Origin of the sequence: Paenibacillus aceris (assembly GCF_017874035.1) — a bacterium.
Lineage (GTDB): Bacteria > Bacillota > Bacilli > Paenibacillales > NBRC-103111 > Paenibacillus_E > Paenibacillus_E aceris.
In genome coordinates, this window is the sequence record NZ_JAGGKV010000004.1 from 449,087 (window position 1) to 472,537 (window position 23,451).

19 protein-coding genes and 1 pseudogene are annotated in these 23,451 nt (G+C 43.0%); 4 read left to right on the forward strand and 16 right to left on the reverse strand.

What is annotated here, in order from left to right:
- Nucleotides 1-119: 119 nt before the first annotated feature.
- From J2Z65_RS10860 to J2Z65_RS10880, 5 genes are all read right to left on the reverse strand, one after another.
- The gene (locus J2Z65_RS10860) at nt 120-1,898 is read right to left on the reverse strand and encodes a sensor histidine kinase (RefSeq protein ID WP_167065490.1); all 1,779 of its coding nucleotides are present in this window, start codon (nt 1,896-1,898) and stop codon (nt 120-122) included.
- Between the two features lie 22 nt (nt 1,899-1,920).
- Nucleotides 1,921-3,462 (reverse strand): response regulator transcription factor, encoded by a 1,542-nt coding sequence (locus tag J2Z65_RS10865; RefSeq protein WP_167065493.1) that lies wholly within the window; start codon nt 3,460-3,462, stop codon nt 1,921-1,923.
- 507 nt (nt 3,463-3,969) lie between these two features.
- Nucleotides 3,970-5,094: a Ger(x)C family spore germination protein gene (locus tag J2Z65_RS10870; protein WP_167065495.1), complete on the reverse strand. Its 1,125-nt coding sequence runs from the start codon at nt 5,092-5,094 to the stop codon at nt 3,970-3,972.
- On the reverse strand, nt 5,091-6,569 hold the full coding sequence (locus J2Z65_RS10875) for a spore germination protein (protein WP_167065497.1): 1,479 nt from the start codon (nt 6,567-6,569) through the stop codon (nt 5,091-5,093). The genes J2Z65_RS10870 and J2Z65_RS10875 overlap by 4 nt, the downstream gene beginning before the upstream one ends.
- Nucleotides 6,570-6,589: 20 nt before the next feature.
- Entirely contained in the window at nt 6,590-7,672 is a 1,083-nt protein-coding gene (locus J2Z65_RS10880) for an endospore germination permease (RefSeq protein WP_167065499.1), read from the reverse strand.
- A 506-nt stretch (nt 7,673-8,178) separates the two neighbouring features.
- On the opposite strand from J2Z65_RS10880, the gene J2Z65_RS10885 reads away from it, so the two are divergent.
- Together J2Z65_RS10885 and J2Z65_RS10890 are read left to right on the forward strand one after the other, a co-directional pair.
- Nucleotides 8,179-8,385 carry a helix-turn-helix transcriptional regulator gene (locus tag J2Z65_RS10885; protein WP_167065501.1) on the forward strand — a complete coding sequence of 69 codons (207 nt, stop codon included), beginning with the start codon at nt 8,179-8,181 and terminating at the stop codon, nt 8,383-8,385.
- Nucleotides 8,382-8,813, forward strand: a complete 432-nt coding sequence (locus tag J2Z65_RS10890) for a DUF6442 family protein (RefSeq protein ID WP_167065503.1) — start codon at nt 8,382-8,384, stop codon at nt 8,811-8,813. Before J2Z65_RS10885 ends, J2Z65_RS10890 begins: the two co-directional genes overlap by 4 nt.
- Nucleotides 8,814-9,167: 354 nt before the next feature.
- Here the strand turns inward: J2Z65_RS10890 and J2Z65_RS10895 are convergent, their stop codons facing one another.
- The 3 genes from J2Z65_RS10895 to J2Z65_RS10900 form a co-directional block, all read right to left on the reverse strand.
- Nucleotides 9,168-11,885 (reverse strand): cohesin domain-containing protein, encoded by a 2,718-nt coding sequence (locus J2Z65_RS10895; RefSeq protein WP_167065505.1) that lies wholly within the window; start codon nt 11,883-11,885, stop codon nt 9,168-9,170.
- Nucleotides 11,886-12,026: 141 nt separating this feature from the next.
- Entirely contained in the window at nt 12,027-12,176 is a 150-nt protein-coding gene (locus tag J2Z65_RS35210) for a hypothetical protein (RefSeq protein ID WP_338111783.1), read from the reverse strand.
- Nucleotides 12,177-12,292: 116 nt separating this feature from the next.
- Nucleotides 12,293-12,943: an HAD family hydrolase gene (locus J2Z65_RS10900; protein ID WP_338111784.1), complete on the reverse strand. Its 651-nt coding sequence runs from the start codon at nt 12,941-12,943 to the stop codon at nt 12,293-12,295.
- Nucleotides 12,944-13,472: 529 nt separating this feature from the next.
- Here J2Z65_RS10900 and J2Z65_RS10905 point away from each other — a divergent pair.
- Both J2Z65_RS10905 and J2Z65_RS10910 read left to right on the forward strand, forming a co-directional pair.
- Nucleotides 13,473-13,989: pseudogene (locus J2Z65_RS10905) on the forward strand (GbsR/MarR family transcriptional regulator).
- A 180-nt stretch (nt 13,990-14,169) separates the two neighbouring features.
- Nucleotides 14,170-14,271: a sporulation protein YjcZ gene (locus J2Z65_RS10910; protein ID WP_127455727.1), complete on the forward strand. Its 102-nt coding sequence runs from the start codon at nt 14,170-14,172 to the stop codon at nt 14,269-14,271.
- Nucleotides 14,272-14,602: 331 nt separating this feature from the next.
- Here J2Z65_RS10910 and J2Z65_RS10915 read toward each other — a convergent pair whose 3' ends face one another.
- From J2Z65_RS10915 to J2Z65_RS10950, 8 genes are all read right to left on the reverse strand, one after another.
- Nucleotides 14,603-15,010, reverse strand: a complete 408-nt coding sequence (locus tag J2Z65_RS10915) for a hypothetical protein (RefSeq protein WP_193581088.1) — start codon at nt 15,008-15,010, stop codon at nt 14,603-14,605.
- 413 nt (nt 15,011-15,423) lie between these two features.
- On the reverse strand, nt 15,424-16,029 hold the full coding sequence (locus tag J2Z65_RS10920; protein WP_167065508.1) for a pentapeptide repeat-containing protein: 606 nt from the start codon (nt 16,027-16,029) through the stop codon (nt 15,424-15,426).
- 30 nt (nt 16,030-16,059) lie between these two features.
- Nucleotides 16,060-16,503 (reverse strand): MarR family winged helix-turn-helix transcriptional regulator, encoded by a 444-nt coding sequence (locus J2Z65_RS10925; RefSeq protein ID WP_167065510.1) that lies wholly within the window; start codon nt 16,501-16,503, stop codon nt 16,060-16,062.
- 416 nt (nt 16,504-16,919) lie between these two features.
- Nucleotides 16,920-17,807: a carbohydrate ABC transporter permease gene (locus J2Z65_RS10930; RefSeq protein WP_209855845.1), complete on the reverse strand. Its 888-nt coding sequence runs from the start codon at nt 17,805-17,807 to the stop codon at nt 16,920-16,922.
- Between the two features lie 15 nt (nt 17,808-17,822).
- Entirely contained in the window at nt 17,823-18,770 is a 948-nt protein-coding gene (locus tag J2Z65_RS10935) for an ABC transporter permease (RefSeq protein ID WP_167065512.1), read from the reverse strand.
- A gap of 444 nt (nt 18,771-19,214) precedes the next feature.
- On the reverse strand, nt 19,215-20,924 hold the full coding sequence (locus J2Z65_RS10940) for a glycoside hydrolase family 3 N-terminal domain-containing protein (protein WP_167065514.1): 1,710 nt from the start codon (nt 20,922-20,924) through the stop codon (nt 19,215-19,217).
- Between the two features lie 192 nt (nt 20,925-21,116).
- The gene (locus J2Z65_RS10945) at nt 21,117-21,902 is read right to left on the reverse strand and encodes a tyrosine-protein phosphatase (protein ID WP_167065516.1); all 786 of its coding nucleotides are present in this window, start codon (nt 21,900-21,902) and stop codon (nt 21,117-21,119) included.
- 27 nt (nt 21,903-21,929) lie between these two features.
- Nucleotides 21,930-23,429 carry an ABC transporter substrate-binding protein gene (locus tag J2Z65_RS10950; RefSeq protein ID WP_167065519.1) on the reverse strand — a complete coding sequence of 500 codons (1,500 nt, stop codon included), beginning with the start codon at nt 23,427-23,429 and terminating at the stop codon, nt 21,930-21,932.
- Between the last annotated feature and the right edge of the window lie 22 nt (nt 23,430-23,451).

The window sequence follows — 23,451 nt, forward strand, 5'->3', positions numbered from 1 at the left end:
TTTCATCAATTAGTGTTATTCTTTGAATTTGCAACCGCTTTTTATTCTCATTTTTTTTAGAATTTGTACTTTTTTTAGAATTTGTACTTTTTTTAGTATTGCAGGTGTATTGTAGGTGTTTATACCGGCTGATCGGTCATCCACGGAATCTTAATGGTAATTTTTGTTCCCTGGCCTAATCCGCTCTCCATCGAAACGCCGTATTCCTTGCCGTACAGCAGCAGTAAGCGATCGTGAACGTTGCGGATGCCGATGCCTGTGAACGGCTGCTTCGCATGGTTCGGATTCGTGGTTGTCTCCTCATAAGGTGCCTGCTCCATTCCGTCGCCATTATCGACGACCTCGCAGACGAGTGTTTCCCGGTCTCTGGTGATGATGACGTAAATATAACCTGTATGTTTTTTATGAAAAGCATGAAAAAAGGCATTTTCGAGAAAAGGCTGGAGCATCAGTTTGGGCACCTGCGCCATCAGGCAATCCGGCGAGACGAAGTAATCGACTTTAATGCCGCGGCCATAGCGCACCTGGTTAATAAACACATAATGCTTCAGGCTCTGCAGCTCCTGTTCAACCGTAATCGTTTCTTTGACATTGCTGATCGTATTTTGCAGCAACGAGATGAGTGCATAAATCGTCTCTGTAGCCTGCTCATTGCTGCCCCGCTGGACTAATATGTTCACGGAAGCGAGCGTATTATACAGAAAATGAGGATTGATTTGCTGCTGCAGCGCGGCCAGCTCCGCCCTACGCCGCTCCTTCTGGGTTTCAACCAACCTGCTGATATAGTCGTTGAGCTCGTCGAGCATATAATTGAAGGAATTGCTTAGCTCCCTCGTTTCGTAGGTGCCGGAGACCGTCATATAGTTGTTAAAATTGTTTTTGGTTACATTCGACATCTTCTTGACGAGCGTTCGCAGCGATTGGGTCAGCCTACGCGTAATAAAGTAAACGACCAGTACTGCTGCCGCCACAATACCTGTACAAATAAGCACGATCGCCTGTGTGTTGAGCATATGGCCGAGCACCACATTTTTATCGATCACATTCACAATGTAAAAATCAAACAACGGCAAATAATCGGCAAGCACGATAACGTCTTTGCCGCTCATTTCCAGCTCCAGATTGGCTCCTCCCGTTTGCTGCAGCGTCTTGGCGCTGTCCGACAGCTGGTCTGACACCGTCCCGACAAGCTCCGTCCGATTGCTGGAGACGATGACCCCGGATTGATTAAGGATCATCACATCATTGCCGGTGCTTGTAAAACTGTTGTAAATGCCGCTAAATTCGCTTTCCCTGATCATCATGTACAGCGTGCCGTAAATTTGCTCACTCCCCGGTATGTACAGCGCTTTCGAAGCGACCAGACTAGACTCGCCGGAACCCGCAACCTTATCTTTCATAAAGCTGTATAGCAGCTTTCCAGGCTGACTGAGCGTACTTTGTGTAATCGGATTTTGCTGCAGCTCTTGCGTAGAGCCGGACCAATAAGCACGGTCGCTGATATAGCTTTTGCCGTTTCCGCCGAGCAGCAAGATCCCGATGCTTTTGGTGCCGATTCGCGATTGGATCCGGTTCATCTGATCCTCCATGCTGTAAACAGTTCTGTAATTCGTCAAGGAGTCCATGTCTGGCGCGGTCAAATAATTTTTGATTGCAGCGCTTTGCGCTGTATTAATCGCTATGTTTACGTTGGAGTAGTGGAACGATTCCAAACCGCTTTTGATCTGGTCGATAATCTTCGAATTTGTAATACTGAATGTTTGTACAAACAGCTTTTTAGACATTTGCAAAGTCACCCATGAAGTTAAGATCGTGATGGAGATAATACTGATCACCATGACGAAAAAAATTTTGCTAAATAAGCTTTGTTCTGCGATTTTCCGTAGACGGGTTCCCATTGGCAGCCGATTGTCCCCTCAATTAATTTTTACGATATAGACTGGGCGAAATCCCCTTCAGCTTGCGAAACACTTTAGTAAAATAGCTGTGGTCGGAGTAGCCGACCAGGCTGCCTATTTCTGCAATCGAAAGCGCCGAGTTATCCCGCAGCAGCTCGCACGCCTTATCAATGCGAATGCGGTTCAAGTATTCGTTAAAGCCTTCTTTATTATGAACGGTAAAATAATTGGACAAATACGAGGCGTTAAAATGAAACAGCTTCGCCACTTCCGTTAATGTCAGCGGTTCCGAAAGATGCTCATCGATATACTGTAAAATTTTTTGAAAGGCCGGCGAGCCGGCTTTTTTGCCGGTGACGCATTCCATTGCCTCGTTCAAAAATTTTTCTACCAGCGCAATCACGTCTGTAATATGGTCCGCCTCATGAATCGAACGAAAATACTCATACTTGCCTTCATCCAAGGAAGCCGCCTCATAATGAAAATGCTGTAGGGAGACGATAATATTGAATAGGCTGTGGCCTAAAGACGATTTCAATGCGAACATGTCCATGTCCTTCCGCCCGGGCATCGACTGCACATAGCTGCGCAGCCGGCCAAACGCTTGAGGATACTCTTGGCGATTCAGCCCGGCATTAAAGGCTTCCATATCAAAACTGACGCTTTCCCCTTGCTCATTCAGCTCATCCAAAATCAAGTACTGCCGGTTCGACAAAAAGAAGCGGTGGTTGACGATTTGCATAATTTCGTTAGAATAAACCTCGTGCATGGCTTCAATGTCTGTAAAAAATCGGCTAAGCGCGAAAAACAAGCCCATGCCCGAGCTAGCCCCGGTTTCCGCAAGCTGTCTAACCAAACGAGCTGCGGCCGCTTTGGCCTCCGGATCCAGGTTAAGCAAGAAGCGGATTTGCCCGTCTTGATGAGACAGCAGCCGTACAGTCAGTGGGCTTTGCATATGTTGCACAATGGCTCCGATAACGGCCTCGGCCCATTCTTCGCTGCGTTGTAACGTTGCCGAACCCAGCTGCGCATCTGCGATTAATAGCGCAAAGTCAGTGTAAGGAAGAGCGCTTTCCAGCTCCTGACGGTCGTACGTGATGGAATAGCCGGATATCAGCTTATCCAGAATATAGTCCAGAGAATGCTTACTGTCGCCGGTCAGCTCCATACCCCGCAGCTCGGGGATGCGCTGAGCCGTTTTATGCAACACTTCCAACAGAGAAGCGGCATCGAGCTTCGGCTTCAACATATAATCGGCAACGCCGCTCTGAAAGGTCGAACGCACATATTCAAACTCGCCGAAGCTGCTCAGCACAACAATTTCAATGTCCGGATACATCGCTTTCACGACTTTCGCCAGCTCTGTGCCGTCCATCACCGGCATCACAATGTCGGTCAAAATAATATGCGGCCGGTGCAAATGAACAAGCTCCAGCGCCTCCTTGCCGTTGGCGGCTTCGCCGACGATTTGAAACCCTTCGCTTTCCCAGTTCAACAGATGGATAATTCCTTGACGCACCAGCATTTCATCGTCAACCACAAGGATTCTGCCCTTAGCCTCCATGTTCCGCTCCTTCAATCCAAATATAATTAGTCTCGCAGGTGACATCCATTTTTATACATGCAAAAAAACGAGAGAGGATGCTTCTGTGTGAAGCGTCCCTCTCTCGATGCTATTATGGAAATGGTATCCGTCGTGCCAATCCTTGGCAACCTATTCTAGCAAAAAACATACGAGATTACAAAGAAAATGCGAGATTTCACCTTCTTAGTACACCCTGAAGTCTTAAAGACAAATCCAATTTAATAGCAACAACAGAGCAAGTATCATTCTCCCATTTTAATTATATTTTCCTCATTGGAACGTAGATCGCCCCCGTAATGCTTTGAGGGTCTTCGTCAGTTGAATATTCTTGAAGAACCTAGGATGGAAGCTTAGGCAGGCTTGATTCGATTAATGTGCTCATTCAAGACTCATCTTATATGTTCGTAAATACAGTCATATACAATAGTCATTATCGTCGAATCTGATTGTCGGTAATTCAAGCACATACCGTGCGATTTTATCATATTATCCCGCCTTATAAGTTCCCGAATGCTCTAGGAACAAATGGATATTCACCTTCAATGCAGGTTTGACTTCTGGTGAATGGTAAATTTCACGCCATTGGCGAAGATCATATTTATACATTTCCTTCCCCAAATTCAGCAAGTCGGCGTTGGAATTTTTACCCAGTTGAAAGGTTTCCATGATTTCATTGCGTATCGTTTTGTCCACAGCCGCCCTCAGCTCTTCTTTGGAGAACTGACCATTCCCCATTTCCATGCTGGCTTTTATTTTTAAGTCCAGAATATATTGAAGCTGTCCTTTCGCATAAGTCCACTTTACGCTCCGATGACTACTTCTCACCATACACGTCGCTTGAAATTGCGGTCCATTTACCTGCAGCATGACCTCATCTGAAGGTTTGTTCATCCAACGAATTCCTTCGACATCGGAAAGCAGAAATTTCTTTTTATACTTTTTTTGATAAAAAGCATAGAGTCCATCGATATAGGCTACGGGCATCGGTTTTTCTTTTGTCTCCCACTTGTTATTTAACGATAGAGAGGGAATAAACGCCGTTTCCCCGGGCTCTCTATAGGCCTTAAGGAATTGTCGCACAGAAACTGGCCGAGTTCGTGCTACTTTGGCGGCAGCGGGTCTAGGATTGTGGATGACGGTTAGCTCAGGTGAGAGCCCAAGTAGAGCATCTGAACCAAACAATGGCGTGATGGACTCCTCGGTCCCAAATAACCAGGCAGTATAACGAAGCTCCCGATAACGGTATAACGCTTCGAGGATGTCCTCTACATCTTGCTCAATCGCGCGGCTGGTTAAGACCAGAGCTGACACCTGTCCTAAATATAACTGCTGCTGGGATGTCATTTGATTTAAATTTTGAAAAGCGATAAACGGGTTACTACCGGATGCTGTACCTATCCATGTGCTCTCTCCAGCATTTTTTCCCGTCCCGCCGCGCTTGGCAACGTTACCGAAATTAATAAGTTGGGAAGATACGAGATATTGTCCGTCTTTATAATCAATGCCAATTGCAGCTACGAACACGGTATCTTGAAGCTCTCTTCGATCCCAACAACCGGTAAGGAACAGGCTGCAGCTTAGAATCAATACAACGATACGTCCGAAGTTCAAGAAGCGTCATCTCCTTGACGGGTGGCATCTTTTGGTTGCAGAAAACCTGGTCTCTTTTTCATTTGAGATAGTGGTTTTCTCACTAAAGCAGGTATCAATTCCTTCCAAAGCGGTGGAGACATTGGAGTCAAGTAAGGGATGCCGAAGGATTCCAAGCCGGACATATAAAAGACAATGCAGATAACGGAAAGGATAAACCCAAATATGCCAAAAAAGCAGGACATGAGAAGAACATAAAATCTAAAAATGGTCGCAGTCCCATTTAAATTTTGGTTGATCAGCATAAACGATGCAACGGTAGATATCGATACGACCACGATCATGATTGGCGAGGTAAGACCGGCTTTTACAGACATGTCACCAATGATCAGCCCGCCGACAACGGCAACCGTCTGACCGACCGATTTGGGCAAACGAATGCCTGCTTCCCGGAACACTTCAAAAATACTAACTACTAGAAACGCTTCGAGTGTGGACGGCATAGGAAGACCAGTCCTGTTTATTTTTGCTGAAGCCAGCAGGGAGAAAGGGATCTGGTCGACATTGAAGGCGGATAATGCGACCCAGAAGCCCGGCAATAGTGTTCCTATAATAAATCCAAGTATTCTAAGTAGTCTTTCAAGGGTAACAAATTGAAATGGTAAATAGAGATCCTCCGGTGTTTTGAGAATCTCGGTAAACGTGACTGGAGCAATAATGGCGTTAGGGGAGCCATCAGCCAAAAAAACAAACCGACCGACCATTAAGCTTTCAGTCACATAATCCGGACGCCCGATATAATCGATTAAAGGAAATAAAGAAATCGAACTATCAGCAAGCATGACCTCCAATTGGCTGCTATTATGCAGCACATCCACATCAATTTTACAAAGACGTTCTTTGGCTTCTCGGATCAAATCGGAATTTGCAATATCACTTACATACAATAATGCCACCTTGGTTTGACTTCTTCTGCCGACAGTGAAATATTCAACACACAATGTGGCTGATTTAATTCTGCGTCGAACCAAGGCGACGTTGGTTGTCAAGTCTTCCGTAAAACCGTCACGCGATCCTTTTACTGAGACCTCCGATGCGGATTCCTCAGGATTGCGTTTCGGAGCATCGGCGATTTCCAGAGAATAAAAGGTTTGTGATTTTTCTAAATATATAATTAAGGTTCCAGTAAAAACATCAGCTGTCAGCGTATCAACGTTGTCATTCCCATTCAACTTTTTCAATCGTAAAGGACCGAAGCACTCGAGAGATTGTTCGTCCGGATGAAGCTCTATCATGCCCTCCAAATGAAGCAGGACATAATTATTGATTTGCTTGGAATCGGCTATGCCGATGCAGTAAATTAAAATCACGCTATGCGTTGAATGACGAAAATTCATTAGTACGTTATCGATTTGAACATCGTGGCTGTTTTTGAACAGCTCCCTGATGGAGTGCTCTTCTAAAGAACCGATGGAGATCTTGTCTGACTGCAGCATAGTTGTACCACCTTTTTAGACTACGTTGTTACGTTCTTTTGCCTCCATAGAGCGATAAGACCGAGCAGGATCACGACGATCAGCAAATGGAATAGTAATACCGCTGGAAAATACCAATGCCGTAAAAAAAACAAAAAATCATAATCGCTGATATTTAATAGGTTAGCCAATATGAATCCTGCACCAATCAATGAAGCGGCTAATGCTCGAGTACGCCGCTTATACAAATTGGCAAGATCAAGGATTAGACAGATGCCAAGCGAAATACGAACGGATGCGCCGGTAATCCACTGATAAATGGACAAATAATCCATATGTTCGACAAAATGTCCAATACGTAGAAGCCGCCATTCTTCAAAAGTAGGATATCGTTGTTTGGCACCCTCCAATGGACCAAACTCACTGATCGATCCTAGAGTCGGACCAAAAGCCAGGCAGGCTAACAGCAGAGCAAGTAAAACATAATAAAATAATGATTTTTTTGAAGCTTGCTGGTTTAGAAATATGATGATGACCAACTCCGACAATCCGCCTCCTACATAAATCAGCCCTTTCAGAATAGGACTCCAACCGTTTTCAAGGACGGGAAAGATACTGGAGTAATCCTTATTCGGAATGTTCGCAAAGGAAATGTAGAAACCGAGCAAAGATACGGTCGGCAAAAAAATGCCGCATGCAATCATAATCATGCGTACACCAAAAACGCTGACAATCGCGGATAAACCACATAAGAATAGGGCGATAACAAGCACGGGGGTATGTGGTAAATAGGAGACATGCGTCCACATGACCGTATCTTTAACCGCGACGAAGACGAAAAAAATAAAATATACGATCCATGAACTCCGAAAAAGAAGAGAAGGTATGAAGCCATAGTTGATCTTGATCCAGTCTTGAATGTTACTTCCACTCGTTTTTTTACAGATGTAGTAAACCGGAATCATGAATACGCAGATGGGGACAGTCAATATTACGATACTGATCCAAGCGTCCCTTTGTACCGTTTCCAATAATAAAGGGACTATTTGAACGTGATTCATTAGACCGACAGACATCATTAAAGTCATCATGACGAGCGCAAAGGGCAAATTCTTTTGAATCATGTATGAATCCCCCTTTAAGATGAAATGAGCTTGATTTATATATATGGTTCACCTATTTTGGGAAAAATATCCCATATCACAACTTTTCAATGGAATGAAGTTGTAGATGAAGATATATATGGGTATGCAGATGTGCAAAAAAGCTCTTCACTTAAACCACCTGCTGTAAATTGTGGTTACCGTGGAAAAGTATGGTTGCACCTTTGGATCTCCACATGTGCTCATGGCGGTCAACCCTCCCATGTCTCACAGAGTCTACGCTCCCACATTCCTTCATTCAACCTGTCCATGAGGTGGAGGTCAGATATGCTGCGAGGGCAGGATCTCTTCGTCCGTATTTCGATGGTGTCGTAAAAACTATATCCTCGTTTATCCCCTTGACGTCAATATCATCCCCTTAGGAATTTAAAAACCTCATCAAAATGGAAAGTACGCTTTACATCGCTTGAGATGCACGATATACTCTCCTTATGGAAAGCCAGCTTTCCATAAGGAGAGTGAACGCATTGAACAACCGTTTAGAAGAAATCCGCAAACAACGCGGAATTAAACAAGAAGAATTAGCAACGGCTCTTGAAGTGTCAAGGCAAACTATCGGTTCGCTGGAAAACGGACGTTATAACCCATCGATCCTTTTAGCGTTCAAGATTGCTCGTTTTTTCGGTATGAATATCGAAGAAATCTTTATTTATGAGGAGGATGAAAATGTATGAAAAAAACTATTTCGTCTTTTTTTCTTACCCTTGTAGGCGTAGGACTACTGGCAGGTGGTCTGTACTTCATCAAAACAATTGAAGATCCACAAGGTATGCTGCGAGCGTTGCCTTATATCTGTGTTGGGCTTGGCTGTGGTATTTTCGGTCACGGTATGGGAGAATTAATCGGCCGACGCCTTATGAAGAATAATCCTGCCGCAGCAAAGCAGATAGAGATTGAAAAGAAAGATGAGCGTAATTTGGCAATCGCTAATCGGGCAAAAGCGAAAGCATATGACATGATTGTTTTTTTGTTTGGAGCCTTAATATTAGCGTTTGCCTTGATGGGTATAGATAAAATAACGGTATTGATATTGGTTTTTGCCTATCTGTTTATCCATGGATATGGCGCTTATTACCGTGTCAAGTACTATAAAGAGATGTAATAAAATTCAAGTACTTCTTTAGGAGTAATCGAAAGGTTGCTCCTTTTTCATGTAATGCGCTCAAATCGAAATGCCGTATGTGAATAACCTAAAACACAAAGTCAATATAGTTCCAGATAACTGCCCGTTACTTCAAGGTACAAAAAAGTGACCCACAGCAACGGGCTGTGGGTCATAATTATTTATATTTTAAAGGGGGTCAGTTTTATTATAGGCTTGATTCATTAAAGCTATATGAAAATAAGATTTCATTCTTGTTACATTTATTCAGCTAACATTCTCCCGTTTAGCTTAATAATGACCATTCGAAAACGTATTTCTGTCTCTCTTATTGAAACTACCCCTCTTCTTCCGTTATTCCATAATCTTCAATGCAATGAATGCCAGATCTATAATATCGATCTTACCATCATTGTTTGAATCTGCTTGTTTAACGCTCTCCCAATCAGGACTTGCGGACGTTTTGCCGTAATTAGCAGCTACGATGCCCAGATCGCCTACCGATACTTTCGCATCATGGTTCATGTCACCTGGAATGCCGACAGGGACTGGTGTTACTTGGATGCTTAAAGAAGAATTTAACGCTTTGGACTCATCTCCATGCTCGTCTCCAAGTGTTGTATCCGTTACTGCGATTAATGTCGTTGTCACTTTGGAAAGTTGCTTCGACTTAAATGTCATTTTCACTAGCTGCGCATCTCCAGTGATAGCATGACCAGCACCTTGGCTCGCAACAATCAAGCGAAGTTTACCTGGAACATCTTTCACCGTCTTCACAATGCTCAAGCCCGACAGCAGCGAATTGGCGGAAACGAATTCCATAACATTAGGATCATAAGTAATCTTGATGTCTTCAGCGTACACCTGCTTTTTAACACTGTTCAAAGCATAAGTAATCTCGATTGACTGTCCACTTTGAATGCTGCTGCTTCCCATTAATGTTGTCGACGGATCTTGTGGAATGATGGACGCTTCAAACGCCTGCACTGCCAAGGCTAGCGCCGACGCTGCTTGATCTACGTCCGCTTGCACAGCTGCGGAATCATCTACTACCGCCTGGGCAACTTCAATTGCGCTCATCAGCAAAGCTTTCGAGCCAGCCGTATACTCGCCCACATTCGCGCCTTCTACAGCCGTGTTGTATTTCACTTGAGCGCCGGCAATCGCATCCGTTAAGCCTGCTTTATCGACTTTCACAACTTCAAATGGCACACGCATAAGCTCCGTGTTCATCGTTTCACCCAGGTAAATCATATCGTAGCTGCCTGGTGCCAGACTTGTCGTAAACGTCAACTCACCATCCGGTTGATGTACCGCGCTTGTTTTAATACTTGCGATTGGCGTTTTCGGACTTGTCTCACTTGGGATCGTTCCTCTAGGGAAAATACCGAAGGCATCTGCCCTCAATGATCCTGTATACGTAACTTGAATCGCTTCTTGAGGGCGATAATTCGTTTTATTCAATTGCATCGTCGGATTGCCTAAATCCAAATCAGGGTCCTGCGCAGGGTCCACAACTGGAATCTGTGCAGGAAGCGAAACCACGTACTGTGCGTTCGGAACCCAGGAACCCGCAATGAAATCTCTGCCTTTGACAAGCACTTTATCATCATAGGCCTCTACATAGAAGCCCTGAGAACCGTTTTTGCTAGTATCATTATCTGTCCATAAATACCCGGCCGAAGCCGCATTGAACATCGTTGCATACTTGGCGTTATACATCGTATCTTTCGAACCCAGCTCCCAGTGGGTATGACCGCTGAACAGAATCGATTGAGGGTGCTTCGCTAAAATCATTTTTAGCTCTCTATCTTGTCTCACGCCGTACCAGTAAAAGTTTTTATTGAAGCCAACGTTGGCACCGGCAACCGTATTCTTTAATGGCTGATGATGAAAAATAAATACTGGCTTTCCGGGCGATTCATTCTCCGATAACGTCTCATCCAACCAGTTTAGCTGCGTTTCGGATAAGTAAGAGGCATCCTTCAACCCTTTTTCCGTACCTAAGAAAATAAAATGATACCCTTTCAGCCAAAAATCATAATATTGCTTATCCATGCCTGTATTTGCCGTATACACGGTCATACGTTGTTTAAAATCTGCCCATCTGACATCATGATTGCCAAACGTAAAATGCATCGGTGGCAGGCTTGCTTTATACTTATTCCAAATGCTTGAGAAAGTCGCATATTCCGCTTGGGAGCCGCTGTCGGTAATATCGCCGATGTGCATGATCCCATCTGTTTCAGCACCGTTTGTGCTGATATCTTTTAACGCTGCATCGAAGCCTTTGGAATATTGCCCCGTGGCTGAAGCTTGAACGTGAGTATCCGTGATGACCTCAAACTTCACATTCGGTGTAGGCAGTACAATACCCGGAATCTCCATGCTTACACTCGAAATAGATTCGCCTACACTTGAATTTGAGTAGGCCATGAGCTTTGTGGCACCTCTCGGAACAACCGTGTTAGCAGGAAACGTATAGGTAGCAAATGTATCCCCGGATACCGTTCGCGGTAGTGAAGCAATCGCTCCTTGTCCGGATAATTTGCCGGAATCGCCGCCCCAATACAAGTTGTACCCCGTCACATTGGTTTGATCGGATGGGCTTTTGACCAAGACATCTCCTGCTACTTCGCCGGCATCCACTTCCGAATTTATGAAAGTAATTCCCGTAGGCGCATTTAACTGAATAATGTTAAATTCCGATCGTCCCAGAATCGTATATCCGTCGTTTTGCATATAAATCGCTTCGTAATGACCTGGTTGCGTTCGCGTTAATGACATCGCACCGTCAGGCTGTGTCCCGCTGCTCGTATATTTCCAATTGAGTGCTGGATTGCTCGCCTTAGGTACGGCCCCATAATTGTAGAGTCCGATCCAATCCTTCAGGGACGAACCTGTATAAGTTAAGGTGATCGGTTCTCCAGAAATATACGTGGATTTATCCACCACAATCGAGGCTATTGCCGCATGCGCAGGCTCAATCGAACCTGGAACGGATTGAATTACGGTTAAAATCGCGAGAGTTAAACCAAGCACTTTGGACATGGAATTACGAAAAGACCACATGTACAGCCCTCATTTCTATCGAATTTAATTGCATGGCCTCCACTAGCTAGCCAATGAAGTTAGTGAGCCTTACTGCTTATTTTTAGACCTATGACACCAATGACAATAAGCACCATTCAAATCGGGTAAGCTACCCCTACTTCAATATAAGGTTAGCGCGAAGTTCAAGAAGGTAAAACTACAGCCATACAAAACAAACATCAAAAAGATGGTAAGATCATTGTAAATCCCACAGATAGCTTCATTTGATGTTGTGCCGGTTAACTCAAAGAGGATCGCAAGTGCCAGCAGTAACCATCCCTATCCGCTTTCAATTTTCATTATAGGATGCATCCAGCCGCAGCTCGTGATAAGAGGAGATGACGGCAACTGCATCTGCCAGCATACCCGCGCCTAAGGAAGCTTCTTCATTCATGAGCCCAATGGATACCGCCCACACCGGCGGAATTTCCCATCTGCATATCGCTATTCGTATCACCAATTAGAGCCACCTGGTCTGGCTGCAACGCTAGCTCAAAGCAAGCTTTATGTACCATTTCCGGAAATGGCTTTCCTTGCGCCACTCGGTCATGACCGATGATCACCTTAAAATATCTGCGAATCCCCATCCATGCCAAATGCTTCAATGCTTCTGATGTTTCGTCCGCCGTTACAATGACGAGCAGCACATTATGTTGATCGCATTTTTTAATAAATTCGATTACGCCTGGCAGCGGGTGGGCTGCGCACAGCCGCTCCATTTCCTCATTCGCCAGCTGTTGACTTTCTCTCGCCAATCGGATCGCTTCGCTCCAAGGAAGTCCGAGCCGATAGCCTTGCCACGCGATAATCGAGAGCAGATCCCCGGTCAATCCCATTGCCAAGGGACCATTGCGGCTATACGCAACGATTTCCCCCGTTTCATCATGGGTGTTCCCCCAAAGTTCAGCATAGGAAGCCATCTCCCCTTTTATGCCCTTGCCTGTTAACGTTTCCTTGTAATGACGGTAAAAGTATTCACTCCAGCTACCCCATAAACCAATAAAATTCAGCAGTGTGCCATCTTTATCGAAAAGTATGCCTTGTACAGTAAAAGGGTTGTTTTAATTTGCTCCTTTTCCATTGCGGAGTATACCGTGTTTTCAGTTGCTTTGCTGGATGCTGCTGATGGTGCCGCGCTCGGGTGCGTCTGCCGGGGTTTTGTCTGTGGCGCAACCCGTTAATAATCCTGTCACCACCAACATAACTGCCATTCATTTCGATTTCTAGTTGATTGTCATCGTCAAATCTCCTTCATACGCCTGTGGCGAAATAGTTTGGATTACATGTAGGTCAAAATTAAAACCTGCTTCAAAATTCAATTTTTTCTTAATTCAATATTTCCCCAATTCCTTATAACTTCTAAAACGCAATTCGTACAAAAAATATTGTACACTCGTCCGGTGGCTAATGTGTCAATTGTCTGTTAAGTTCATTTAAAGGTTTTGTAAATCTCCCTGATTTCGTACTCGAAAGGCGATCGATCTTTTTGCTATAATAAGTTTAAAATAGTACAAGAAAAATTGAACAGACTGCTATACTATGTGGTAATAGGATTTGAACAGATACGTGACTCGGGATCAAAGCTCAGAGAAACTGATTGAAATAAGAAAAAGTATATTTGAAGCCATGGCCCAAACCATGGATTTATACGGGGCTACGCATTCATCGGGGCAGCTTTACGGCATTATGTTCTTTGAAAATCGTCCCATGACACTCGATGAAATGAAAATCGAGCAATATGAGCTATGCGCTCCGATCACTGTTAGAATCGCAGATGGTCAAGAAGCTCGAGGAGAAGCAGGCCCGAAAAGAGCTATATGTGGCGGAGACTGATTTCTTTCTTGCTTTTCAGAACTTCTTCACCAGTAAGCTGCAGCATGAAATTGATGTGATGGCAGAAGCGATTAACAAAGCGCTGCCTGAGCTGAGAGAGCTCATTCTCGATGAGCATGTCTCTGATGAGGAAAGAAAGCTGTCCTTGCAAGATTTGCTTAAGCTCCGGCACGGACAAAAATATTATGCATGGCTCCAGCAATTCGTAGACGCGTTGAAGTGCGGGAAGTATTTTGAGGATTTACAATAGTTTTATCTAACCGTTCTACTGCCCGTTTAGTTTAACGCCGCCGCTGCCAGTCTAGAACTTTATTTTTCGAGTTTATCACATTATTTTCATCAGACACCTGACTTATGCCCAATCAATAACTATGTACCCAGCGTATGATTATTCCGTAGTTACAAATTCACTTGAGAGGAATGAGTAAACATGAGTGGTGCAAGTTGTGCAGGATATGGTGTTAACAACGCAGCAGCTGTTTTGGTTCTTTTTATTCTTTTGGTTATTATCTTAATGACTTTTGCAATTTAAACCAACATCACAAAAACGGTCTTATCGCGAAATAGATGCGAATACAGACCGTTTTTCCTCGTTGTTTAACTGAGGGTGATGAATGAGTTTTGAGTTTGGCTGGCAATATCAATATATGGTCAAATGGATGGTTCCGTACTAGGTCTATTCCCCCTTCGATACCCATTTCGCTCCGCGCTATTCCTTCCAACAACTCGCCAAGACGGATCAGGCTGAACTGGACAACTATCTTCGCACTACTCCCGTTTACTTCAACGGACAAATGGCAGCCGATCGTGTGCCGGCTGCCGTCATGTCGTGATTGAACTATCGTTCTGCGTTAGCGAAACGCTTACCTGTATCGTCCTTCATCAATCCTGTTCTTAGCCTTTACACTTATACCTTCATCCTCATCTTTTAATAACATCTTTAATACTCGTAGAGTCACTTTTTTGTTATAGACAATTCGTTGTCTAACCGAGCTATCTAAATCTTTTGCCAGTTTTAATTGTAAGTTTTCAGGTAGTCGATTTTTTGTAGCAACATTAAATCTAATCCTTTCATCTGCATCGTCTGCTAGAATTTCCATAATCTCAACAGGAATTGATTTATTATGTGCTACCCATTCACGCATTTCAGGATACGTTCCAATGACTTCTAACCAAACATCTAAAGGTGCTTCATCCCATGCAGCCTTCAGGTATTCCTCAATGTTATCACTAAGCCTTAACCTTACAAATTCTTCAGCCGAATTAATCATAGTTCAACCCTTGCAATTCTTATGTAATAGATATTCCGCTATTTCTTGAACAATTTATAGCTTTGGACGGACAGTATATTGCGATTGGAAATTTTATGAATCCTGAATTTGATTCTCTAAGTCTATACTTTAGAAATTGTGCTTTTCAGATCACTAATTAATTTTTTGAAATCATTATTCTTTCGCTCAACATCTATTTCCTCTTCTTCCTCTTCCAAAAAGACTAGCTTGTAATTATCAAGCTCAATTAATAGTAGCAAAACCTCATCTCTAATTTCAGTGTATTCCAACATCGGATAAATCTTTAACCTTAGTATTGCTTATTTTTCCATACCATTTTGACATTGAAGAGCTTTCATCTACAATAACTATCGTTCCTCGTTAGTTCAACGAAGGATGAGACCGATAGTCATTTAATTCATTTTTGCACCATGCGAAAGTGTAAACAACACTGCTTGCTCTGTATCCATTCGTAACCCCTTGAGTGTGAGGGTTTTGAAATCCACACCATCCATTTTAGCTCCCCTTACATCGGCTCCCTGTAATTTCGCTCTAGCTAGCATTGTTCTCGTAAGATCACAATTTCTTAAGTCAGCTTTTTCTAAATTTGCTTCGGTTAAGTCAGATTCATAAAATTTAATTCCACGCAAATCTTGCTTAACCAGTCTTGCATTTCTCAAATTTGTATAAGACCAATCCCCTTGGAATATGGTGATTCCATCCATATTGGCACTGGAAAAATCTGAACCCGTCATTTTGCAGTTTTCAAACTTCGAAACAAATAGATTGGCTTCGGCAAAGTTACAATTCTCAAACGCAGATTCTTTATGAACGGAGCTATTTAGCGAGGCACCCCGAAAATTACATTCAACGAAACGACTGTTCCTCGTTGTAATCTCCTCTAACGATCCGTTAGCAAATGTGCAACGATGAAAAGTGCAACTTATTAGCTCGCCATACCTCAAATCTTGATTACAAAAGTCTATTCCTTCATAATTTTGATTGATATGCTCAAACATGATACTCCTCCTTTTCCAATAGTTGATATATCAACTATTGGGTGTACGCAAATCATTTTTCATATTATCTCGCATCTTAATTAGAAGCCTGCGTAATTCATTCATTTCTTCAAGTGAAAAACCTGTTTCAAGTACATCAATAGTTCCTGAAATACAAGGTATTACATTTGTAGCTAAGCTCTTACCTTTATCTGTTAATGATACTTTAAAGTAACGACGATCATAACTATTAGTAATTCTGTGCATTATACCTTTAGTTTCAAGGCTCACTATCATCCGAGTGATGCTTGATTTATCTTTTCTTAAAGCGTAAGCAATCTCACCTTGAGACAACCCATCCCGTTCATTGAGCAAAACAATAATAAAAGCTTGTTCAGGCGTAATATCATACGGAGCTAAACTTTTAGTCATGTGCATAGCTATATCTAATTTGGCATCATGAATTAAGACAGCAATATTATCGAGTAAATCCATTTTGTAATCACATCCCATGAAAGAATATAGCAAAGTAGTTGATATGTCAACTAAAACAGTGTTATTAAGTTCAGGCGATCGTCTTGTCCAACTGAAGTTAAGTATTAAGCTATCGTTCCCCGTTAATTGATGAGAATATCCCAATATAGAAATATGCATGTTTTATGCAAAAAAATGTATAGCGACCTATTGAGTTTATTCTTGTGTTGACTTGAACTTGTACATCCAACAAATGCAAAAAAACAGTGTTTAACTTATCCAAAGTTAAACACTGTTTCATACTTTTATATAGAATTAGGATCTCCGTAGCAGCCCACACTCGGGCTCATATCCTCCAATGTAATCCACAAGAAGTTAGGTTTTTGTCCTGCATCCTTCATGACTGCTCTCATAGCTTCCTCCTCCCTTCATACCCACTATTTCACAGAACCAATTGTAATCCCTTTGATGAAGTACTTCTGGAAGAACGGATAGGCCACCAGAATCGGAAGTACGCCGACGACCGCAATCGCCATTCGTACCGAAGTGCTCGGAAGCTCTGCGACCTTTGCGCCAGCGCCCGAAGCCATGTCAGAGTTGCTGTTCAAAAATTGGACATCTTGAATGAGCCGATTCAAAATATTTTGAATGCTAAACAGCTTCGGGTTGGTCACGTATGTCAATCCATTAAACCAGTCATTCCAATACAAGATGGCCTCGAAAAGACCGATGGTCGCCATGATCGGAACCGACAGCGGGAGAACGATTTTGTAGAACGTTTTAATCTCACCCGCCCCGTCGATTTTGGCCGCTTCGATAAGCGCTGGTGGAATCGACGTCATGAAGAAGGTACGGACTAGCAAGACGTTAAATCCGTTCATGAGCAGTCCAGGAATCAGCAGCGCCCAAATCGTATTTTTCACATGTAAAACCTGCGTATAAATCAAGTACGTAGGGACAAGGCCCCCATTAAATAAAAGTGTAAAGAAAACGAAGAATGCCCAAAATTTCTTCCACGGCAGATCTTGGCGGGAAATCGGATACGCCAACATCGTCGTGATAGCCAAGGAGGCAGTGGTACCCACTACCGTAATGAACACGGTAATCCCATACGCTCGGCTCAACTCTTGCCAGTGATCCAGTAAATACACATACGCTTTGGAACTAAATTCTTGCGGAAAAAGAGAGTATCCATGTTGAAGAATGCTTGTCTCACTTGAAATGGAGGACATGATAAGCAGTAAAAAAGGCAGAAGGCTTGCAGCGGATAATGCGATCAGAACGATGTGAGTAGTCCACTGCAGCGCTTTACTATCTTGTGCCATGAATCTTTTCCCCCTCTAAAATAATGCATTGTCTTTGCTGAATTTGCGCACCGCGTAGTTAGCTACGATAACCAACACGAATCCGACAAGCGATTGGTAAACACCGGCTGCCGATGACATCCCGATATCCCCGAGGTTCATCAGACCTCTATACACGTAAGTGTCAATAACATTTGTCGTTTTGGACAACGCGCCCGAGTCCATTGGCACTTGATAAAAAAGGCCGAAATCCGAATAAAAAATGCGTCCGATCGCCATCATGGTCATCATAATAATGACAGGCATGATCAAAGGAATGGTAATGGAGCGAATCTGATACCATCTTGAAGCGCCATCCAGTGTCGCTGCCTCGTAATACTCCGTGTCGATGCTGATGATGGATGCTAAATAAACGACGCATAGGAATCCGACACCTTTCCAAACATGCACCAGTGTCAAAATGTACGGCCAGTACTTCGCTTCTGAATACCAAGAAATGCTGTCAATTCCGAACAGCGGAAGAATGGCCTTGTTCATCAAGCCTGATTCGACACTTAACATGGAATAGACGAGATAGCTGACAATGACCATAGAAATCAGATATGGAAGCAGAATGACACTTTGATAAAAACGGGATAAAAATTTCTTCTTCACTTCATTCAGCAAAATTGCCACAAATATAGCTATTACTGTGTGTACAACGATAAAAAGCGAATTGTACAGAATCGTATTGCGTGTAATGATTAAGGCATCTTTCGTCTTGAATAAGTATTCAAAATTTTTAAAGCCGATCCAATCGCTGCCGAGAATACCTGCCTGATAATTGATATCTTTAAATGCGATGATAGCACCGAACATCGGTACATAATTGTTAATGAACAAGTAAAGCACGCCTGGGATCATCAAAAGGTAAAGCGGAAAATAATTTTTCCACCTGCTAAGCCTTTTACTCGTTGAGGATTTATTCGTTATTGCCTGTGTCATAATACTCACTTCCTCCACTTCATGGCATCTATTGTTTGCTTACACATTCATTATAGGAACTAGGCGAGTCACTCACTACTCCGTTTTCGACTTCCCGTTTGTACGATTCCGACCTGCCGTTCAGCTCTTTAATATGAACGCTGTTCATTTTGTACCCTTTTGCAATAATCAGCCTTCCGATCCTGGAGGCTTATTCGGTGTGGCTCAAGCAGCAGCGCTCTCGAGCACTACCGAAGAGTCTGGTCGGACAAGCCTGTCTATACAACTGAACCTGAAAAAACCGCCTGTCACAAGTTGCACAGGCGGATAAATTTGGGGTCTGTGTAGCAATGGAACTAAATCATGTAATACGCAATAGCATTTATCTCTAGGAGTAGCGTATACATTTAGCGGAAAGGCACAAACTAAGTGAAGCAACTTTCATTACTAATAACACATCACTAATTAAAACCGTGTATCCCAACATCCACAAAACGGATCTACCGGACTCTTTCCTTTAAATTCGGATTCCCCCGTTAACTTCTTATAGAGATAATCAATAGTATTTTCGTTTGCATGATAGCAGTTGATCATGACAGGGACTCTCGGAATATCGAATAAATGATACGGATTAGCCAAAGAAATGAAGATAGTAGGCACTTCCTGAATGAACCATGGTATGTCGCCCGCAAACAATGGCGACCACTGCAGCCTTAAAGTCGGCTTTAAGTTAGCAGAAGGAATGTTCGCCAAATAAATAACAAGGTCAAATTGTTCTTTTATTGTGTACGAAGGCTCCGTAAATGACGCTCCAAATTTTTTTGGTTCAAAGAGAACCACCTCAAACCCATTTGTTTGCAGCTTATCTGCAAATCTCTCAGTGTAGGATTCTGTGTAGAAGCCCTCTCCTTTTAACTGAGAATTTATGTCCTCTACAGGAATTAACAAAACTCTCCGATATAGATCAGCAGATATAGGCAGTAATTGTTTTGTATCTTTTACTAGGGTAATGGATTCATCTGCCGCAATGGATGCCCACTGCTTATGTTCTTGACAGCCGAGTACCTCGAGCTCCTCTTGTCTCGGAATTAACGCAGCGGGTTCTTTTTTATGAAGACCAAGAGATGCTTTTAAGGCCAACACCCTCGTGGCTGCTTCCTCTACTCTTTCCATAGTCAGCAGTCCGTTTTCAAGGCCCTTCATCATAAATTCAAAGTCTTCTTGTACATCTCGGTTAAAGAGCAGCACATCACAGCCCGCTGCGATTGTTAAAGGAATTGCCTCTTCTCGATTTTTCGCCATTGAGAACCCAGCCATCATTGTAGAATCAGTGACGATGACCCCATTAAATTGCAGTTGTTCTCTTAGTAAATTCTGTAACAATTCTTTAGAAAGAGTAGCCGGCATAATTTCTTCTTCCTTAATATCAGGACGAAGCTTTCTGGAATAATGAGGGAGCATAATATGTCCGGCCATAATAGTTTTTGTACCTGCCTCAATTAATTCCTTATAAACAATACCAAAGGTACGATCCCACTCCTCAACAGAGAGAGAATTAACAGCAGTCACTAGATGCTGATCTCTTTCATCCACACCGTCTCCCGGAAAATGTTTGGCGGTTGCCGCTAGTCCTTTTTCTTGCAAGGCTTGTACATACGCTTTTCCCATTTTTGTAACGGCGGAAATATCTGATCCAAAGGTACGAATGTTGGTAATGGGATTTCGAAAGTTCATATCAATATCTACTACAGGTGCAAAAGACCAGTTACAGCCTACCGCTCCTCCTTCTTTAGATGCAATCTCCCCTAACTTGTGTGCTATTTCTGTGTTTCCTGTTGCTGCTGCCTGCATAGGATTAGCAACGGCTGTCCCGTCCAATGCAATGCCTTTTCCTCCGCTTTCTAGGTTTGCTGCAAGAAGTAGAGGAATAGAGGATTGCTCTTGTAAAAAACGATGAACCTCTTGAATTGTCTTTCCTTTGTCTGGCCTAAACATAAACCCACCAGGCTTAAATTTCTCTAATATTTCTTTCAGTATCTTTTCATCCTTATGCATAACGTGCAGACAGAACAGTTGACCGACTTTTTCTTCAGTAGTCATAGAGGATAAGGTTTTATTTACCCATTCAATATCTTGATCTGTCAGATAGAAAGGATTTTCTCTTAAATTAATCACATTTACTCCCCCGATTTGTATAGTTCTATTTTTAACACAGTTCCGCATCTGCAGCTCTTATTATACTTTCACAGCATTCTGAAATTCAGTCGTACGACTAACCCACGCAATCCCCTCATCTTCTAGGTGAAAAGGTTTAGCTTTCAAATCAACCATACATCGTCCCTCTTATGACTATTTGGAGTTTTACCTTTACTCTAAATAAATGCTTTTCAGTTTTTCTCGCGCCTCGAATGTCAATCCGAGCACTTCTTCCATATAAGTTTCCATGGTCCCATAATTCTCTATGATTGCATGCAGTGCCGTAGTCAAGTATTCTTGTTTTACTGCCATCATTTCTCTAACCTTTGCAAGCTTGTTGTCATCTCCTAGCTTCTCTTGAATCGAGCTAAGCAGGTGCTCAATCGCTTCTTTCCGGTTGTTATTGCTTCTTAGGAAATCCTCCATAACGGTTTCCATCGGCACTTCTAGTGCAAGAAGCAAGATGGCTCCAGCAAATCCCGTTCGGTCTTTCCCTGCTGCACAGTGCCAGAGCAGCGGACTGCCTTCTGCCTGCAGCACCAGATCAAAAAATCGACGATAAGCAGCTTGAGCAATTGGATCAGTGACAAACTGTACATAGGCATTTCCAAGCAAATCTCTATTAAGCTCGGCTATGTCCATGTTCTTAATCCAGGTAATCATTTCCTGAGCATTGACAACGCCACCAAATACGGAAATAGGGATGTTTTCCGCACCATCGACGACTGGGTTCGGCTTTGCCTTTTGTTCACCTTCCGAACGAAAATCACAAATATACCGCAAACCGTTTTCTTGCAAATAAGCAATATCCTCTTCATTCATCACCGCTAACTCTGCAGAACGGAACAATAGATTAGGCTTGATTGTCCTTCCATCTGACGTGCGATATCCACCGAAATTACGCAAGTTGGTTCTTTGCTCTAGTTCCTCTACTCTTTGCTTGTATGTCGTTTCCATATTCCCCTCCTGAATCCGATATGCCACTTATTTCACGTTATTTTCTTTAGCCCATGCATCCAACTGTTTTTGCTTTTCGGCAATAATTTTGTCGATTCCGGCAGCTTTCAACTCCGAAATGAACTTAGGCAGTTCTTTATCCGGATCGAAGGCTCCGTCCTCCAGCCCCAATCGGTACTGATTCACGACGTTGGTAACCGCGGCAACTTCCGTCTTCACCGAAGTGTTGTCATACGTAAACCCAAGCGCCTTCGACCGGGTAGCACTCTCGTTGAACTTCTTCATTTCTTGCCATATATTCTTGTCATTACCTTCCCATACATCGGCAAGGAATGAATTACCGAACATAAACCCTTGGTTCAAATCGTAACCTGTATTATTCTCATTCACTCCTGCAGGGTAGCCTACAAAACCATCCTGCTTTTTAACATAATGCTTGCCTTCAATACCCCAATTGAATAAGTTGACAATATCTTTGTCAGCGTACATGAGATTAAGGAACTGCATAGCTTTATCCGGATTTTTTGAACCTTGGGGAATTCCCCACATCACGCCATTTACCGTACTTGTATTCACAACTGCTGGCGCAAGTTTGATCGCGATCATTTCAGTTCCGATTATTTTTGTTTGTTGTTCAGCAAAACCCGGTTTCATGTGTGTAAGATTTCCTGCTGCTTTGCCTGCTTTAATAATGGTATTTTCACTTTCTTTGTTTGTCACGACATCTTTAATCGCATATCCCGCCTGATTCCATTTTCTCATGAGCTTCACCACGTTGGCGTATTCAGGAGTCTCGTACCAGTTCACGACTTTCAGCTCGCCTTGTCCATTATTCAGAAGCACGCCTAAATCGTCGCCCAAAGAATCTCTAGTGCTAAACGTTCCGTATAAGGAAGTCTTATTCGTCATAGGAGCCATGCTTGGCTCGTTTTCTTTGATTGTCTTTAGTACACTTTCAAGATCGTCCAATTTTTTCACATTACTCAAATCAATGTTGTATTTGGTTACCAAGTCTTTTCTCATACTAAAGCCGTAATCCATCGCTAAATCACGAATGGTCGGTACGCCGTAAAGTTTACCTTTCACTTTCGGAGCATTTAGAAATACAGGCCCTAACGATTGTGAAACATCTTTGCCGTACTTGCTAAGCAGATCATCAAGCGCAAGCATTTGTCCTTTTGCGACATAGCTGGAGTAATACGGTCCCCACTCCACCATTAAATCGAGCTTCTCGGCGCTAGTCATCATCAAATTGACTTGATTCACATAAGCACTGTAACTGATGGGCAGAAACTTAACGGTGGCGTTGATTTTCTCTTTGGAAATTCTGTTAATCTCGTCATTTACCAACTGCATGTCTTTTGGAATTGCGCCTTTAACAGGAAATGCTACCGTGAGCTCAACTGGCGCTTCGGTCTTCTTTTCGTCCTGCTTCTTGGAGCTTTCTGCACCATTTTCGGAACCGCAAGCTGAAACCATAACCGTCAATGCAACAATTGAACTTAAGAAACCCAATCTTTTCTTCATGGTTATCTCCTTTTATTTGTTC